A 15,405-nucleotide genomic window follows, 5' to 3' on the forward strand; every position below is an offset into this window, starting at 1 on the left:
GCGCACGCCCTCTATCGGCGCAGCGCCGGGCGTTCGTAAAGGACCTTTGCGCGGCCCACGCCCATTCTTACGAATTTGTATGCCGCCGGACAGGCCGGCGTGAACTCGTTTGCTTACGCTGCGGGGATCGCCACCGCCGCAACCGTCGACCTCAGGACTTCAGCCATGCTCGCGCCCAACAGGCGACAACCCGCCCCACCGAACCACAACCGGGTTCCCGACGTCACTCTCGATTTCTGGGTGATCAAGTTGATGGCGGTCACCACCGGCGAGACCGCGGCGGACTATCTTGCCGACACGATCGGACTTGGGCTGACCGTCACCTCGCTGATCATGACCGGCATCCTGATCGCTGCCCTCGTCCTGCAGTTTGCGCAGAAGCGTTACGTGCCGTGGGCCTACTGGCTGGCGGTGGTGCTGATCAGCATCGTCGGCACCCTGGTGACGGACAATCTCGTCGACACTTTCGGCGTGCGCCTGCAGACCACGACCATCGCCTTCTCGGTTGCGCTCGCCGCGACATTCGCGGTCTGGTACGCCAGCGAACGGACGCTGTCGATCCACACCATCTTCACCACCAGGCGCGAAATCTTCTACTGGCTGGCGATCCTCTTGACCTTCGCGCTCGGCACCGCCGCCGGCGATCTCGTCGCCGAAAGCTTCGACATGGGCTACCTCACCACAGGCCTGCTGTTCGGCGGCGCCATCGCGCTCATCGTGCTGGCCTACTGGCTGCTCAATCTCGACGGCATCCTGGCCTTCTGGCTCGCCTATATCCTGACGCGGCCGCTCGGCGCCTCCTTCGGCGACCTGCTGTCGCGGTCGGCCAGGCATGGCGGCCTGGGCTTCGGCACCATCTTCACCAGCCTGCTCTTCCTCGGCTGTATCATTGCGCTCGTCCTGCACATGACCCTGAAGGGGACAACCGACGAAGCCGATGAACTGTTGCTGGACCTGGACTAGGTGCAGGGCGGATGCGCTGGCATTGACAATTGCCGAAAACCCCACCGCTTCGGCCAATCGTGAACGTTCTAGCGCCACCATGCCTGCGCCTTCGTGACATCCTAGGAACAAGCCCGTGCCGGTGATAGCCTCTCCATCTCGGCAACGGACCGGACCTTTCATGCGACTGCTTCTCGTCGAGGACGACCACAGGACGGCCGACTATATCGTCAGGGGACTGACCGAGGCCGGCCATGTCTGCGATCTCCTGCGCAACGGCCATGACGGGCTGTTCGCGGCGACCCGGGGCAAATACGACGTGATCGTCGCCGATCGGATGATCCCCGGTCTCGACGGCCTGTCGATGGTCAAGGCGGTGCGCGCCGCCGGCGTGCGCACGCCGGCGATCTTCCTCACCTCCGTCGGCGGCATCGACGACCGCGTCGAGGGGCTCGAGGCAGGCGGCGACGACTATCTGGTCAAGCCCTTCGCCTTTTCCGAACTCCTCGCCCGCATCAACGCGCTTGGCCGGCGGCCGGCGGCGCAGGAGCAGAAAACCGTCCTGCGGGTCGCCGACCTCGAAATGGACCTGATCATGCGCCGCGTCACGAGGCGGGGCCAGCCGATCGACCTGCAGCCGCGGGAGTTCAGCTTGCTGGAAGTGCTGATGCGCGGCGAAGGCCGCGTCATCACCCGCACCATGCTTCTGGAGCGGGTCTGGGATTTTCATTTCGATCCCAGGACCAGCGTCGTCGAGACCCATATCAGCCGGCTGCGGGCCAAGGTCGACAAGCCCTTCGAAACCCAGCTCATCCACACCGTCCGCAACACCGGCTACAGCCTGCACGCGCCATGACCGGAACCTGGTCCCGCCTGCTGCGCAGCACGCCATTCCGGCTTGCCCTGACCTTCGCCTTCCTGTTCGTGCTGGCCTTCGTCCTGTCTGGCGCCATCGTCTACCAGATGATGAGCGCCGATCTTGCCGAGCGGCTCGACGACACCATCAAGGAAACCTACGCGGTCGTCGCCGCGACCTATGCCGAGAACGACCTCAAGGAGCTGGTTGAGACCGTCGGCAGCCACTCCCTGCGCAGCCTCAAGAAGGAGCAGCTGTTTTCGCTGACCGACGCAACGGGCAATCGCCTGGCCGGCAACTTCACCGCCGCGGGGCTTCCCGACGGCTTCTCGATGTTCGACACCGAAATGCCCGGCGTGCCGCCCGGCGCCGAGTACCGCGCCTATTCCGGCCCGGTCGGCGGCAACACGCTGACCGTCGCCTTCAGCCTTTCCGAGACGGAGGAGCTGGAGAGGATCGTGCTGATGAGCTTTGGCTGGGGAACCCTGATCATCACCGGGCTGGCGGTCGCCGGCGGCGCCCTGCTCGCCTCGCGCGTCCAGCGCCGTCTCGACGGCATCGCCGCCACCATGGTGGATGTCTCGCATGGACGGCTGGACACCCGCATTCCGCTGACCGGCAAGGGTGACGACATCGACATCGTCTCCAGCCAGGTCAATGCCGCGCTCGACCGCCTGTCGGCGCTGGTCGAAGGCATGAAACAGGTCAGCGCCAACATCGCCCACGATCTGAAGACGCCGCTCAACCGGTTGCAGATGATCCTCGACACCGCGTCGGAAAAGAACCTGTCGGGCCGGAAAATCGCCGCTGAACTGGCGGAGGCGCATGCCGAGAGCCTGCAGATCAACGAGACCTTCGATGCCCTGCTGCGCATCGCGCAGATCGAGGCCGGCGCCCGCCGGGCGCGGTTCACCGATGTCGATCTGGGCGAGGTGCTGCAAACCATCGCCGAGATCTATGCCGATGTTGCCGAGGACGACGGAAAGTCGCTGTCGTTGGCGCAACCACAGGAAACGACGGACCGGATCCATGGCGATCGCGAGCTGCTGACGCAGATGTTCGCCAATCTGGTCGAGAACGCGTTGCGCCATTGTCCATCGGGCACGACGATAAAGCTGTCGGTGGCGCGCCAGGGCGAACGCGTCGTTGCGGGCGTCGCCGACAACGGTCCCGGCATTCCGGCGGAAGAGCGCGAGAAAGTGTTCCAGCGGCTCTACCGGCTGGACCACAGCCGCTCGACATCAGGCAGCGGCCTCGGGCTCAGCCTTGTCCGGGCCATCGCCGATCTGCACGGCGCATCGATCACGCTCGAGGATTGCCGACCGGGACTTGCGGTGGTGGTGCGTTTTCCGCTGGCTACGGATTAGCCGGCGAAACGGCTGGTGCTGTTCAAGCCCAGCTTGGGTTGAGAGGTCCCCTCACCTATCTATCCGCGTCGACAGGATGATCGACGACAGCGTCCGCTCGACTCCATCCATGGCGCCGATCTGGTCGAGCAGCATGTCGAGGTCGCGGATCGATGGGGCGTCGACGATGACGATCATGTCGAAATTGCCGCTGACCGAATGCAGCGTCCGGACCGTCGCCAAACCGCGCAGGCCGCGCACCACCTTGTCGGCAAGCTTGGGCGTCACGGTGAGCAGCACATGGGCCCGCACCAACCCCTGCTCATAATCCGGCGCCAGCCGCACGCCGTAGCCTGATATGATGCCGCGCTGCTCCAGCCGTTCGATCCGGCTCTGCACGGTTGTCCGCGAGACGCCAAGCCGCCGCGCCAGCTCGGCGGTCGAGGCGCGCGCATTCTCGCGCAGCAGCGAAAGCAGGGTCTGTTCGGCATCGCTGAGCATTTCGACGATTCTTCTCGGCGGACTGACCAATCAATGGGTTCGTTTCGTACAGAACCACGCTTCCTTTCGACGGGCAAGCTGCGAATCTGTGCTCACAACCAGTGATGGATTTGTCATGAAGAAAATTGTCGTTGTCGGCGCCGGCAAGATCGGCTCGACCATTGCCGAGATGCTCGCCGCCACGGGAGATTATCAGGTCACGCTCGTCGACCGCTCGGCAGCACAGCTCACTGCTGCCGAAGTCCCGGCCACGGTTGCGACGCTGGAGCTCGACATCGAAGCGTCCGGCACGCTTGAAGCCGCACTCGCCGGCAAACTCGCGGTGCTCAGCGCCGCTCCCTTCCATCTGACCACCCGCATCGCCGAGGCGGCCGCCAGTGCCGGCGTGCACTATCTCGACCTGACCGAGGATGTCGTCTCGACCCGCCGCGTCAAGGAACTGGCGCGTTCGGGCAGAAGCGCCTTCATTCCGCAATGCGGCCTGGCGCCGGGCTTCATCTCGATCGTCGCCAACGATCTCGCCAGCCGGTTCGATTCGCTGGAGAGCGTGCGCATGCGCGTCGGCGCCCTGCCGCAATACCCGTCCAACGCGCTGAACTACAATCTCACCTGGAGCACCGACGGCGTCATCAACGAATATTGCGAGCCCTGCGAGGCGATCGTCGAGGGCGAGCTGGTCGAGGTGCCGCCGCTGGAAGAGCGCGAGGAGTTCTCGCTCGACGGCGTCACCTACGAGGCATTCAACACCTCCGGCGGCCTCGGCACGCTGGCCGAGACGCTGAAGGGCAAGGTGCGCACGCTCAACTACCGCACCATCCGCTACCCCGGCCACGCCGCGATCATGAAGGCGCTGCTCAACGACCTCGGCCTGCGCCATCGCCGCGACGTGCTGAAGGACATTTTTGAAAGCGCCCTGCCGGCGACATTGCAGGACGTCGTCATCGTCTTCGTCACCGTCTCCGGCCGCAAGAACGGCCGCCTGCTGCAGGAGACCTACGCCAACAAGGTCTATTCCCAGCGTATCGGCCAGGTGGTGCGCAGCGCCATCCAGATCACCACGGCGTCCGGCATCTGCGCCGTGCTCGACATGCTGGCCGACGGCAGCCTGCCGGCGACCGGCTTCATCAAGCAGGAAGACATTGCGCTGGACGCGTTTCTAGCCAACCGTTTTGGCCGCGCCTATGCCCAGCACGAAATGGTGAGTCGGCTGGCGGGGTGAAGCGCATAATCTCCCGCTTGAGGGGGAGATTAGCATCGAGCTATTTCCGCAAGACCATCGGCCGCCCAAGCAGAAACCGGACAAAATTGCCGGCGTTGCGCGAGGCCTTGGCCGAAGTCTGCGGCATCTGCTTTTGCGTAGTCTCTTTTCGAGCCGGCGCGCGCGCATTTGTCTCGGCACCGGGCCGGCCCACGGTGAAAGCCGGCTCGGCGACCGGCTTGCCGCGCAACACATTGGCCGCATTGTTGTCATGAATGACGATGCACCATTGAGCCTCCTTCGAGGCCGCCCCGACGGTGTTGAAACGCATCGCCATCCTCGTGTGCTCGTCGCAATAGACCCCGTTCATGGACGGTGATCGCTTCTCGACCAGAGTGCCGAAGGCCGACGTTGGATATTCGTGCTGCGTGTAGTGGTTGGTTGCCGCATCGAAATTCTGGCCGTGCGGAAAGGCGATATATAGCGGTTGCTGGTTCACCTCGCCTTTGGCGATTTCCCGGCGCGCGTAGAAATCGACACGCTCCATGAAGGTCGGCGCCAGCGCGTCATCGCTGTCGAGCCGAGTCAGCGAAACAAATTCGGCATCCGTGTCGCTTTGGACAAACGCATTGAAGGCGACACTGTAGTTCTCGCCGGCCTTGATGAGAACCGGCCTGACATCAATCCCGGCCGCGCAGCCGCAGACGATCCGGATGTAGTTCTCATGTGTTTCGGAATCGAACGCAATCAGGACCGTAAAGTCCTTCTGCGACTGGCCCTCGAGCGACGGCGCGCAATAGGTGTCGAACAGCGCCAGCCGCTCGACCAGCCACACCGGGTCGAGATTGGCTCTGCCGTGTCCATTCCATTGGCTCGGCATGAAGCCGGTGGCGGTGTTGTAGCGAATCGCCACGTATTTCTTCAGGTCGGTGCTCATGGGAGGAGACTAGAGCATGATCCCGAAGGGTGGAATCCGGTTCTCGGAAAACATGGTACGCGGCACTTTCCCGCCAATCGCTTTGGTCGCGCCTAGATGAGCGGCTGGCGAGGGAAGGAAGAGAGCTGGCTCGAACAGGTTCGCCCCTTTCCTCAAATATGCAGCGCGTGTCCCAGCGCCTTCAGCGCTGCTTCCTGGAATCCCTCGCCCTGCGTCGGATGGGCATGGATGGTGCCGGCGATGTCCTCCAGCCGCGCGCCCATCTCCAGCGCCAGCCCGAACGCCGCCGCCAGTTCCGACACACCCTGCCCGACCGCCTGGATGCCGAGCACCAGATGGTTGTCGGCGCGGGCCAAGACGCGGACAAAGCCGTCCTCGCCCAGCTTCGTCATCGCCCGGCCGTTGGCCGCGAACGGGAACATGCCGATCTTGATCTCGCCGCCGAGCGCCTTGGCTTCTTCCGGCGAAAGACCAGCGGTCACCAGTTCGGGATCGGTGAAGCAAACGGCGGGTATCGAACGCTTGTCCCAGCTGCGCTTGTGGCCGGCAACGATCTCGGCAACCATCTCGCCCTGCGCCATCGCCCGGTGCGCCAGCATCGGCTCGCCGGTGACGTCGCCAACGGCGAAGATGCCGCGCATCGAGGTGCGGCACTGGTCGTCGATGCGGATGAATTTGCCGGCCATGTCGAGGTCGATCTGCTCGAGCCCCCAGCCTTCGGTCACCGGCTTGCGCCCGACCGTGACCAGGATTTTTTCGGCGGCGACCTTGACGCTCTTGCCGTCCGCCGTCTCGACCAGCAACGCGTCACCCTTGGTTGAAAGCCCCTTGGCCTTGGCGCCCAGCATCACCTCGACGCCGAGCGCGGTGAGCCGCTTGACCACCGGCCGGGTCAGCTCCGCATCATACTGCGCCAGCACGCGCGGCAAGGCCTCGATCACGGTCACCTCAGCGCCCATCTTGGCAAATGCCATGCCGAGTTCCAGCCCAATATAGCCGCCACCGACGACCGCGAGATTTTTCGGCACGTCGCTGAGCGCCAGCGCCTCGGTGGACGAAATCGCCCGACCGCCAAACGGCAGGAACGGCAGCTCCACCGGCGCCGAACCGGAGGCGATGACGATCGTTTCGGCCCGGATCACCTGCACGCCCGTCTCGGTCTCGACCGCGACCGTCTTGCCGTCGCGAAAGCTCGCCCAGCCATGCACGGTTTTCACGCCTGCCTTCTTGAGCAGGCCGGCGACGCCACTGTTGAGCCGGCTGACGATGCCATCCTTCCAAGCGACGGTCCGGGCAAGATCGAGCGTCGGCGCGGTGACCGAAATGCCGAGCGGGCTCTTGCCGCCCGCCATGTGCGACACCTTCTCGAACTCCTCCGCCGCATGGATCAGCGCCTTGGACGGGATGCAGCCGACATTGAGGCAGGTGCCGCCCGGCTTGCCGGCCTCGACGATCACCGTATCGACGCCGAGCTGTCCGGCCCGAATAGCGCAGACATAGCCGCCCGGCCCGGCGCCGATGACGAGCAGCTTGCAGGAGATTTCTTTCATGATGGCACGCTCTTTCTGGTGGCGAAGGCCCCCTCATTCGGCCGCTTCGCGGCCACCTTCTCCCCGGTGGGGAGAAGAGGCGAGCACAGACGCCGGCGACCTCCTCTCCCCTCGGGGAGAGGTCGGATTGCCCCGAATTGCCCTTCGCAATTCGGTTTTGGCAATCCGGGTGAGGGGGCCCTTGCGACCGTTCTCATCCCCTCAATCCACGAAAATCAGCGCCGGCGTTTCCAGCAGCGTCTTGATCCGCTGGATGAACACCGCTGCATCCCACCCATCGATCACCCGATGGTCGAAGCTCGACGACAGGTTCATCATCTTGCGCGGCATGAACTGGGTGCCGTCCCACACCGGCCGCACCATCATCTTGTTGACGCCGACGATCGCCACTTCCGGATGGTTGATGACCGGCGTCGTCGCCACGCCGCCCATGGCGCCGAGCGAGGTGATGGTGATGGTCGAGCCGGACAGCTCGTCGCGTGTTGCCGTGCCGGACTTGGCCGCCTCGGCCAGCCTGATGACCTCGGCGCCGCAATCCCAGATGTCGCGCGCCTCGGCGTGCTTGACCACCGGAACCACCAGCCCCGACGGCGTCTGTGCGGCGATGCCGATATGGATGCCGCCATGCTGATGGACGATGCCGGCCTCGTCGTCGAACAGGGAGTTGAGATTGGGCTGGTCCGCGATCGCCTTGACCATCGCCCGCATCAGGAACGGCAGCAGCGTCAGTTTCGGCCGCTCCACGCCAGGACGCTTCTCCTTGTTGAGCGCCGCGCGCAATTCCTCCAGTGCGGTGACGTCGATCTCCTCGACATAGGTGATGTGCGGAATGCGCGATTTGGACAGCGACATCTTCTCGGCGATCTTGCGCCGCAAGCCGACCACCTTGATATCCTGCACAGCATCGTTGCGGGCGAGGCCGGATGCCTTTGCGACCTGCGGCCCGCGGGCCAGGAACGCTTCGATGTCCTCATGGCCGATGCGACCGGCCGGACCGGATCCGGCAACCTGCCTGAGATCGATGCCGGCTTCTTTTGCCCGCAGACGAACGGCCGGCGACGCCAGCGGTCTTTCGCCTTGAAGCCGCGGCGCGCCGGAGACGGAAGGCTGCGCCGTGCTTTTCTGTGAGGCTGCCGGTTTCGCCTTGGGCTCGTCGCTCTTTGGCGATGTCTTCACGACCGGCGCAGCAGCCTCGGGCTTCGGCGTCGGAAGTTTTGCCGGAGGCTCAGCGGACACCGCTTCCACTTCGGCGCCTTGCGGCTTGGCGTTGCCCTCGCCCGCCACCTTCAGCCGCACGATGGGCGAACCGATGGCCACCGTGTCGCCGATCTCGGCGCCCAGCCACAGGATCTCGCCATCAACCGGCGAGGGGATTTCAACCGTCGCCTTGTCGGTCATGACGGCGGCGAGCACAGTGTCCTCGCGGACGATATCGCCGACCTTGACGTGCCATTCGACCAGCTCGGCCTCGGCGACGCCTTCGCCGACATCGGGTAGCTTGATGATGTGTTCGCCCATCTCAGGCTCCCATGGTTTCAAGCAAGGCACGGCCAACGCGGGCGGGACCGGGAAAATAATCCCACTCCTGCGCATGCGGATAGGGCGTGTCCCAGCCGGCAACGCGAGCAACCGGCGCTTCGAGGTGATAGAAACAGTTTTCCTGCACCAGCGCCGACAGCTCGGCGCCGAAGCCCGAGGTCAGCGTCGCCTCATGCACGATGACGCAGCGCCCGGTCTTTTTCACCGAGGCGACGATCGTATCGAGATCGAGCGGCAGCAGGGTCCTGAGGTCGATGATCTCGGCATCGATGCCGGTTTCTTCGACAGCCGCCTGCGCGACATAGACCATGGTGCCGTAGGCGAGCACGGTGAGGGCCGAGCCTGCCCTGCGGATCGCCGCCTTGCCGAGCGGCACCGTGTAGTGGCCGTCGGCCACCTCGCCCAGCTCATGCTTCGACCAGGGCGTCACCGGCCGGTCGTGATGACCATCGAACGGACCGTTGTAGAGCCGCTTCGGCTCGAGGAAAATCACCGGATCCGGATCCTCGATCGCCGCGATCAAAAGCCCCTTGGCGTCGTGCGGGTTGGACGGCACCACCGTCTTCAGCCCCGACACATGGGTGAACAGCGCCTCAGGGCTCTGGCTGTGCGTCTGGCCGCCAAAAATGCCGCCGCCGGTCGGCATGCGCACCACGATCGGGCAGGTGAAATCGCCGTTGGAGCGGTAGCGCAGCCGTGCCGCTTCCTGGGTCAGCTGGTCGTAGGCCGGGTACATGTAGTCGGCAAACTGAATTTCCACGCACGGCTTCAAGCCATAGGCGGCCATGCCGATGGCCGAGCCGACAATGCCGGATTCGTTGATCGGCGCATCGAAGCAGCGGCTCTTGCCGTATTTGGCCTGCAAGCCCTGCGTGCAGCGGAAGACGCCACCGAAGAAGCCGACATCCTCGCCGAACACGACGACTTTCTCGTCGCGCCCCATCGACACATCCATGGCATCGCGAATGGCCTCGATCATGGTCCGTCTCGGCATGGCTTCAGACTCCCGCCTGTTGGCGCTGGCGTCTGAGATGCGGCGGCATTTCGGCGTAGAGCCCTTCGAACATGTCGCGCGTCGACGGCTTGCCGCCGGCATGCAGCGTGCCGTGGCCTTCGGCTTCCTTCTGCGCCGCGATAACCGTGTCGAGGATTTCCGCCTCGGCCTGCGCGTGCCGCTCGTCCGACCAGACGCCGAGCGCGATGAGATGGTTCTTCAGCCGCACGATCGGGTCGCCGAGCGGCCAGGCGTCGGATTCGGTCTTCGGCCGGTAGGCGGACGGGTCGTCCGAGCTCGAATGTGCGCCGGCACGGTAGGTGACATATTCGACCAGCGTCGGCCCGAGATTGCTGCGCGCCCGCTCCGCCGCCCATTTGGCCACGGCGTGGACGGCGAGGTAGTCGTTGCCGTCGACGCGCAGTGACGGGATGCCGAAGCCGAGGCCCCTGGCCGCGAACGTGCCCGAACCGCCGCGCGCGATGCCTTGAAAAGTCGAGATCGCCCACTGGTTGTTGACGACATTGAGCACGACCGGCGCCTTGTAGGTGGAGGCGAACACCAGCGCCGAATGGAAATCGGACTCGGCCGTCGAGCCGTCGCCGATCCACGCGGCTGCGATGCGCGAATCGTTCGATATCGCCGAGGCCATCGCCCAGCCGACCGCCTGGATGTACTGCGTCGCCAGATTGCCGGAGATCGAGAAGAAGCCGTGCTCCTTCGACGAATACATGACCGGCAATTGCCGGCCCTTCAGCGGGTCGGCTTCGTTGGAATAGATCTGGTTCATCATCGTGACCATCGGGTAGCCATCGGCAATCAGCAGCCCTGCCTGGCGATAGGTCGGAAAGTTCATGTCGCCCGGCGCCAGTGCCTTGCGGAAGGCGCAAGCCACAGCCTCTTCGCCCAGATGCTGCATGTAGAACGAGGTCTTGCCCTGCCGCTGCGCCATCTGCATGCGCGCATCGAAGGTCCGCAGCGTCATCATGTGGCGCAGGCCGGTGAGAAGCTCGTCGCTGGACAGCAGGCCGGCCCACGGGCCGACGGCCTCGCCCGTGCGGTTCAGCACGCGGATGATCGAGAAGGCATGATCGCGGATGGTGCGCGGATCGACATCGATCTCCGGGCGCGGCACCGAGCCGGCCTTGGGGATCGGCACATTGGAAAAGTCAGGCGTTCCGCCCGGCCGCACTTCCGGTTCCGGAACATGAAACCGCAACATCCCAGCATCGGCCATGACCTTTGTCCTCCAATGTTGCCCGGAACAGATATTTGCATATCTGCGCCGCCAGTGCGAATTCGTCGGGTAGCCTGCGGACGTCGGTCCCGGCCACGCCGGCCGATCCAGCCTCCCGCACCCAAGATGAAGATATGTCCGCGAAATTTCTTGTCGATGTTGGGCGGTGGCGCGCAATTAGAGGGAAGGTTGGGCGAGGTTTGCCGGCAGATAAGGTGATTGGTCGACGAACTCGCGCCTTTCCTCTCCCCCGTCGATCGGGGGAGAGGTGTCGAGCGAAGCTCGACGGAGTGGGGGTCGACCGTTCGCCCAAGCTGGATGCCGCCCCCACATCATGCTAACCAACCCGCCATGGCACAGAAGAAAGCATATGAGGTCGATGGCTGGCTCGCGAAGCCGGACCAGCGGATCTCCATCGTCCTGCTTTACGGCCCCGATCGCGGCCTCGTCTCCGAGCGAGCAAAGGCCTTTGCCGGCAAGACCGGCCTGCCGCTCGACGATCCCTTCTCGGTGGTCAGGCTGGAGGGGTCGGAGGTCGACCGAGACGAGGGCCGGCTGCTCGACGAGGCCCGCACCGTGCCGATGTTTTCCGACCGGCGCCTGCTGTGGGTGCGCAATGCCAGCGGCCAGAAGGCATTGGCCGACGACGTCAAGGCGCTGACGGCCGAGCCCGCGCGCGATGCGATCATTCTCATCGAGGCCGGCGACCTCAAGAAAGGTGTCGGCCTGCGCGCCATCGTCGAGGCGGCCGACAACGCCATGGCCCTGCCTTGCTATGCCGATGAAGCCCGCGACATCGACACCGTCATCGACGGCGAACTGGGCAGGGCCGGCATGTCGATGACCATGGAAGCGAGACAGGCGCTGCGCCGCAATCTCGGCGGCGACCGGCTGGCCTCGCGCGGTGAGATCGAGAAGCTTGTGCTCTACGCCCATGGCCAGACCGAGATCGGCCTGGAGGAGGTCAAAGCGATGTCAGGTGATGTCTCCGGCGCGTCTTTCGACGACGCGGTCGACGCGCTTCTCGAAGGCAAGATCGGCGACTTCGACACCGCCTTCACCCGCCATTGCCAGTCCGGCGGCCAGCCCTTCCTGGTGCTGTCCTCGGCAATGCGGCAGTTGCAGCAGATCCAGATCATGCGCGGCCAGATGGAGTCCGGCAACCGCAACGCCGCCTCGGTCGTTGCCGCCGCCCGCCCGCCGGTGTTTTTCTCCAGGCGCAAGCTGGTGGAGAAAGCGCTGGAACGCTGGAGCACCGAAGCGCTCGGCCGCGCGTTGACTCGGCTGCAGACGGCGGTGCTGCAGACCAGGCGGCGGCCGGATCTTTCCGTCGCGCTGGCAAGACAGGCGCTGCTTGGCATTGCGGTGGAGAGCAGCAGGTTGGCGCAGCGGTAGGAGAGCGATCCTCCTCTTCTCGGCGCCGAGCGCTGCCTCCATCGGTCAATTCATTGTCATGGCGCCCACCTGCTGGAAGGTTGGCAGCGCCTGTGGAAAGACCAGCACCGCCGCGCCGTAAAGAAGCAGAGCGATACCCGACACCTTTGCGATCCCACCTCCGGACGGGAGGGTCTTTTCCGCAAAGATCAGCAAGGTGACCACGGCCATTGCGGCGACGTTCATGATCCCGAGAGGAAAGAGGGCGAGAAACAAAAGCCAGCAGCAGCCCAGGCAAAAAAGTCCATGCTCCAGGCCCATGCGAACCGCACCCCAATAACCATCGCGCCATGAGGTCAGGATGAAGCCAATCGGCGTGCGGCATTTGGCCAGACACAGATCTTTCAGTGGGGAGAGTTGATAGGCGCCCCCAATCATCAGCAGCGCGCCGCCGATACGCGCGGCCGTCGCAGCGGACAAACCCACATGCCCGGCAAGCATCTCCGCACCCGCCGCACCGGCAAAGGCGATAACGCCCATCACGCCCCAAACCAGCATATACCCGGCCACGAACACCCAGCTCGAGACAAAGGTCTCGCCCCGGCTCTGTTTGCCGGCCTGGACCTGGTGAAACGTCAGGATCATGGGCGCGGCCGTCGGAAACATCATGGCAATCATCATGATCATCCAGATGGCAAGAAACAGCGGCGCCTTCATACCCATGGTGAGTGCGTACATTTCCATGCGCATGTCCGCGTCCATGCCCATCTGCTGCCAGACAAGCAGGGTCCACGCCGCCGCAGCGATAGCGATCAGCAGCGCGAGAATGATGTATCGCTGCAACGTCGGGGCCATGGACGAGGTCGTTCCGTGCTACGCTGCCTACGGCTACTGCTGCCCAGACCAATTGATCGGGGCGTAATGTCCGTTTCGGCGGGAATTGTCCCAGCTCATGCCATGATCGCTGAATGTACTGCCTTCCGCCCCCATCGCCAGGGCGAGCCAATCGGGATTGACAGGATGGCCTGTGGCCGCCCACATCTGCCCGTCCTCGCGCATTGTCGGCAGCGGCTCGACCGCCATCTGCATGACGCCCGCAATCTCCGCCGACCGCTTCTTGCCGTCTATCCGGTAGCTTATCGGCACCTTCTTGGCGCCAAGATTCGTGCCAATCATGAGTGCCAGCACCGCCATAGGGCCGCCCGCAGCGCCGGTGAAGATGGCACCTAGCGCCTCTGTTTGCCTGTCATCGGCCCGTTCGTCGATATAGGCGGCGGCCGTCCAATTGCCGTTTGCCATAGGACCCGGCGTGTGAGCGACCATCGCGACACTGAGCCCATCCAATCGAACGTCGCCGTAGTTGCCCGTGTTGATATGAAAGACCAAACCGACGTCGCAAACACCTTTCGTCGGCTTCGATGTCAGCTGCGCGTTGGTGGACAGCAGACAAGGACATACGACATCGCAGCTACAATTTTCGAAGTAACTTCCGGACAATTGCCAACGGACTGCCATTTGCACCTCCCACTTGCGTCAGGCGCGTCGGCATATCGCATTGGCGGGGCGGTGCCATTTCACGATTGTTGTAGGAACGGCAAATAGCCCCCGCCTCGACTGACCGGCACGCTAGGGCACATAATTTAAGCCATATCTAATATAGGTTACGCCGTTGCCTGGCACTGTCAAGCCGCGAGCGGCAGGGCTGGCGGCAGGCGCTGCTTGGGATCGCGGTTGAGAGCGCGAGGCTGGGGAGCGAGCCTGATCTCCCCCTCGAGGGGGAGATGTCGCCGAAGGCGACAGAGGGGGCCGCCGCGCGTGGGGCGCTGACCTCTTCTTCGTTCCCGCAGGGGCCCGGCGCTTGATGTGGGGCGACCCCCTCTGGCCTGCCGGCCATCCCCCCTCAAGGAGGGAGATTCGCGGCGTCACCGATTTCGCCAATCACGAGCGCCCCAAAAGGAAAAGGCCGGCCAAACGGCCAGCCCCTTTCCACATGCGCAATCTCCGGTCTCAATATACTTCGCCGGCTAACTAACGCTCCTGCTTCAGCCTTCTGCACAGCTCATCAAGCTGCTCCAGCGACCGGTATGAAACCCGCAAAGTGCCGCCCTTGCCCTTGTGATCCACTGACACAATCATGCCGATCGTATCGGTCAACAGCTTTTCCAGCGCCAGCGTATCGGCGTCCTTTTGCTCCGGACTTGGCGCCGGCTTGGCTTCCTTGGTGCTGCTGGTGCCGGCCGGTATCTGGGCCAGCGCTTCGGCCTGGCGCACCGAAAGGCCCTCTTCGACGATACGCTTGGCAAGGCCGGCCGGATCTTCCGCCGTCACCAGCGTGCGGGCATGGCCCGCCGACAGCGCGCCGTCGACCAGCATGTCGCGGATCACATCCGGCAGCTTCAGGAGCCTGAGCGTGTTGGCGACATGGCTGCGGCTTTTGCCGATCACCTGGCCGAGATCGGCCTGGGTGTAGCCGTGCTCATCGATCAGCTGCTGATAGCCAAGCGCTTCCTCGACCGCATTGAGGTCGGTGCGCTGGACGTTTTCGATGATCGCCAGCTCGAGCGCGGTGCGGTCGTTGACCTCGCGGATGATGACCGGGATCTCGGACAGCCCGGCGCGCTGCGCCGCGCGCCAGCGCCGCTCGCCGGCGATGATCTCGTAACGGCCGGCCTGTGCCGGCGAAGGACGCGCCACCACCGGCTGGACGACGCCGTGTTCGCGGATCGACTGGGCAAGGTCGGTCAGCTCGGCGTCGCCGAAATGCCGCCGCGGATTCTTCGGATTGGGGGTCAGGAACTCGATCGGCACCTTGCCGTCGGCGCTCATGCCTGGTTTTTCAGGCGCAGCTGGGCGATCGATCTCGCCGATCAGCGCCGCCAGCCCACGCCCCAGTCTCTTTCTCGAAAGGTCTTCGCTCATCTTTATTCCAGG

14 protein-coding genes are annotated in these 15,405 nt (G+C 64.4%); 5 read left to right on the plus strand and 9 right to left on the minus strand.

What is annotated here, in order from left to right; genetic code table 11:
* Positions 1-165 precede the first annotated feature (165 nt).
* The 3 genes from LB519_RS05865 to LB519_RS05875 all read left to right on the plus strand — a co-directional run bounded on the left by LB519_RS05865 (position 166) and on the right by LB519_RS05875 (position 3,165).
* A complete protein-coding gene (locus LB519_RS05865) occupies positions 166-963 on the plus strand; it encodes a hypothetical protein (RefSeq protein WP_224619150.1) in 798 nt (265 codons plus the stop codon).
* Between the two features lie 160 nt (positions 964-1,123).
* Positions 1,124-1,798, plus strand: a complete 675-nt coding sequence (locus LB519_RS05870; protein ID WP_013528748.1) for a winged helix-turn-helix domain-containing protein — start codon at positions 1,124-1,126, stop codon at positions 1,796-1,798.
* Positions 1,795-3,165 carry a sensor histidine kinase gene (locus LB519_RS05875; RefSeq protein WP_027162848.1) on the plus strand — a complete coding sequence of 457 codons (1,371 nt, stop codon included), beginning with the start codon at positions 1,795-1,797 and terminating at the stop codon, positions 3,163-3,165. Before LB519_RS05870 ends, LB519_RS05875 begins: the two co-directional genes overlap by 4 nt.
* A gap of 51 nt (positions 3,166-3,216) precedes the next feature.
* Here the strand turns inward: LB519_RS05875 and LB519_RS05880 are convergent, their stop codons facing one another.
* On the minus strand, positions 3,217-3,645 hold the full coding sequence (locus LB519_RS05880; protein WP_013528746.1) for an Lrp/AsnC family transcriptional regulator: 429 nt from the start codon (positions 3,643-3,645) through the stop codon (positions 3,217-3,219).
* A 115-nt stretch (positions 3,646-3,760) separates the two neighbouring features.
* Between LB519_RS05880 and LB519_RS05885 the strand changes: the two genes are divergently transcribed.
* Positions 3,761-4,864 (plus strand): saccharopine dehydrogenase family protein, encoded by a 1,104-nt coding sequence (locus LB519_RS05885; protein ID WP_224619011.1) that lies wholly within the window; start codon positions 3,761-3,763, stop codon positions 4,862-4,864.
* Between the two features lie 40 nt (positions 4,865-4,904).
* Here the strand turns inward: LB519_RS05885 and LB519_RS05890 are convergent, their stop codons facing one another.
* The 5 genes from LB519_RS05890 to LB519_RS05910 all read right to left on the minus strand — a co-directional run bounded on the left by LB519_RS05890 (position 4,905) and on the right by LB519_RS05910 (position 11,100).
* The gene (locus LB519_RS05890) at positions 4,905-5,780 is read right to left on the minus strand and encodes a glycosyltransferase (RefSeq protein WP_224619013.1); all 876 of its coding nucleotides are present in this window, start codon (positions 5,778-5,780) and stop codon (positions 4,905-4,907) included.
* 152 nt (positions 5,781-5,932) lie between these two features.
* Entirely contained in the window at positions 5,933-7,330 is a 1,398-nt protein-coding gene (gene lpdA, locus LB519_RS05895) for a dihydrolipoyl dehydrogenase (RefSeq protein WP_224619014.1), read from the minus strand.
* 201 nt (positions 7,331-7,531) lie between these two features.
* The gene (locus LB519_RS05900; protein WP_224619016.1) at positions 7,532-8,848 is read right to left on the minus strand and encodes a dihydrolipoamide acetyltransferase family protein; all 1,317 of its coding nucleotides are present in this window, start codon (positions 8,846-8,848) and stop codon (positions 7,532-7,534) included.
* 1 nt (position 8,849) lies between these two features.
* On the minus strand, positions 8,850-9,863 hold the full coding sequence (locus LB519_RS05905; RefSeq protein WP_013528742.1) for an alpha-ketoacid dehydrogenase subunit beta: 1,014 nt from the start codon (positions 9,861-9,863) through the stop codon (positions 8,850-8,852).
* A gap of 4 nt (positions 9,864-9,867) precedes the next feature.
* Entirely contained in the window at positions 9,868-11,100 is a 1,233-nt protein-coding gene (locus LB519_RS05910) for a 3-methyl-2-oxobutanoate dehydrogenase (2-methylpropanoyl-transferring) subunit alpha (protein ID WP_013528741.1), read from the minus strand.
* A 351-nt stretch (positions 11,101-11,451) separates the two neighbouring features.
* On the opposite strand from LB519_RS05910, the gene holA reads away from it, so the two are divergent.
* Positions 11,452-12,495 carry a DNA polymerase III subunit delta gene (holA, locus tag LB519_RS05915; protein ID WP_013528740.1) on the plus strand — a complete coding sequence of 348 codons (1,044 nt, stop codon included), beginning with the start codon at positions 11,452-11,454 and terminating at the stop codon, positions 12,493-12,495.
* 45 nt (positions 12,496-12,540) lie between these two features.
* Here the strand turns inward: holA and LB519_RS05920 are convergent, their stop codons facing one another.
* From LB519_RS05920 to LB519_RS05930, 3 genes are all read right to left on the minus strand, one after another.
* Complete coding sequence (locus LB519_RS05920) at positions 12,541-13,329, minus strand: DUF2182 domain-containing protein (protein WP_013528739.1); 789 nt, start codon at positions 13,327-13,329, stop codon at positions 12,541-12,543.
* A 33-nt stretch (positions 13,330-13,362) separates the two neighbouring features.
* Positions 13,363-13,989, minus strand: a complete 627-nt coding sequence (locus LB519_RS05925) for a DUF1326 domain-containing protein (protein WP_063169596.1) — start codon at positions 13,987-13,989, stop codon at positions 13,363-13,365.
* A 513-nt stretch (positions 13,990-14,502) separates the two neighbouring features.
* Entirely contained in the window at positions 14,503-15,393 is an 891-nt protein-coding gene (locus tag LB519_RS05930; protein ID WP_013528737.1) for a ParB/RepB/Spo0J family partition protein, read from the minus strand.
* Positions 15,394-15,405: the final 12 nt, after the last annotated feature.

The sequence above is a fragment of the Mesorhizobium sp. AD1-1 genome (genome assembly GCF_020164655.1).
GTDB classification, from domain to species: domain Bacteria; phylum Pseudomonadota; class Alphaproteobacteria; order Rhizobiales; family Rhizobiaceae; genus Mesorhizobium; species Mesorhizobium ciceri.

Bases quoted from the DNA above. Each gene is read 5' to 3' on its own strand.
- LB519_RS05875 (WP_027162848.1), top strand. From the start codon at position 1,795: ATGACCGGAACCTGGTCCCGCCTGCTGCGCAGCACGCCATTCCGGCTT.
- LB519_RS05910 (WP_013528741.1), bottom strand. From the start codon at position 11,100: ATGGCCGATGCTGGGATGTTGCGGTTTCATGTTCCGGAACCGGAAGTG.
- LB519_RS05930 (WP_013528737.1), bottom strand. From the start codon at position 15,393: ATGAGCGAAGACCTTTCGAGAAAGAGACTGGGGCGTGGGCTGGCGGCG.
- LB519_RS05870 (WP_013528748.1), top strand. From the start codon at position 1,124: ATGCGACTGCTTCTCGTCGAGGACGACCACAGGACGGCCGACTATATC.
- LB519_RS05890 (WP_224619013.1), bottom strand. From the start codon at position 5,780: ATGAGCACCGACCTGAAGAAATACGTGGCGATTCGCTACAACACCGCC.
- LB519_RS05880 (WP_013528746.1), bottom strand. From the start codon at position 3,645: ATGCTCAGCGATGCCGAACAGACCCTGCTTTCGCTGCTGCGCGAGAAT.
- LB519_RS05865 (WP_224619150.1), top strand. From the start codon at position 166: ATGCTCGCGCCCAACAGGCGACAACCCGCCCCACCGAACCACAACCGG.
- holA (WP_013528740.1), top strand. From the start codon at position 11,452: ATGGCACAGAAGAAAGCATATGAGGTCGATGGCTGGCTCGCGAAGCCG.
- LB519_RS05925 (WP_063169596.1), bottom strand. From the start codon at position 13,989: ATGGCAGTCCGTTGGCAATTGTCCGGAAGTTACTTCGAAAATTGTAGC.
- LB519_RS05885 (WP_224619011.1), top strand. From the start codon at position 3,761: ATGAAGAAAATTGTCGTTGTCGGCGCCGGCAAGATCGGCTCGACCATT.
- LB519_RS05905 (WP_013528742.1), bottom strand. From the start codon at position 9,863: ATGCCGAGACGGACCATGATCGAGGCCATTCGCGATGCCATGGATGTG.
- LB519_RS05920 (WP_013528739.1), bottom strand. From the start codon at position 13,329: ATGGCCCCGACGTTGCAGCGATACATCATTCTCGCGCTGCTGATCGCT.
- LB519_RS05900 (WP_224619016.1), bottom strand. From the start codon at position 8,848: ATGGGCGAACACATCATCAAGCTACCCGATGTCGGCGAAGGCGTCGCC.
- lpdA (WP_224619014.1), bottom strand. From the start codon at position 7,330: ATGAAAGAAATCTCCTGCAAGCTGCTCGTCATCGGCGCCGGGCCGGGC.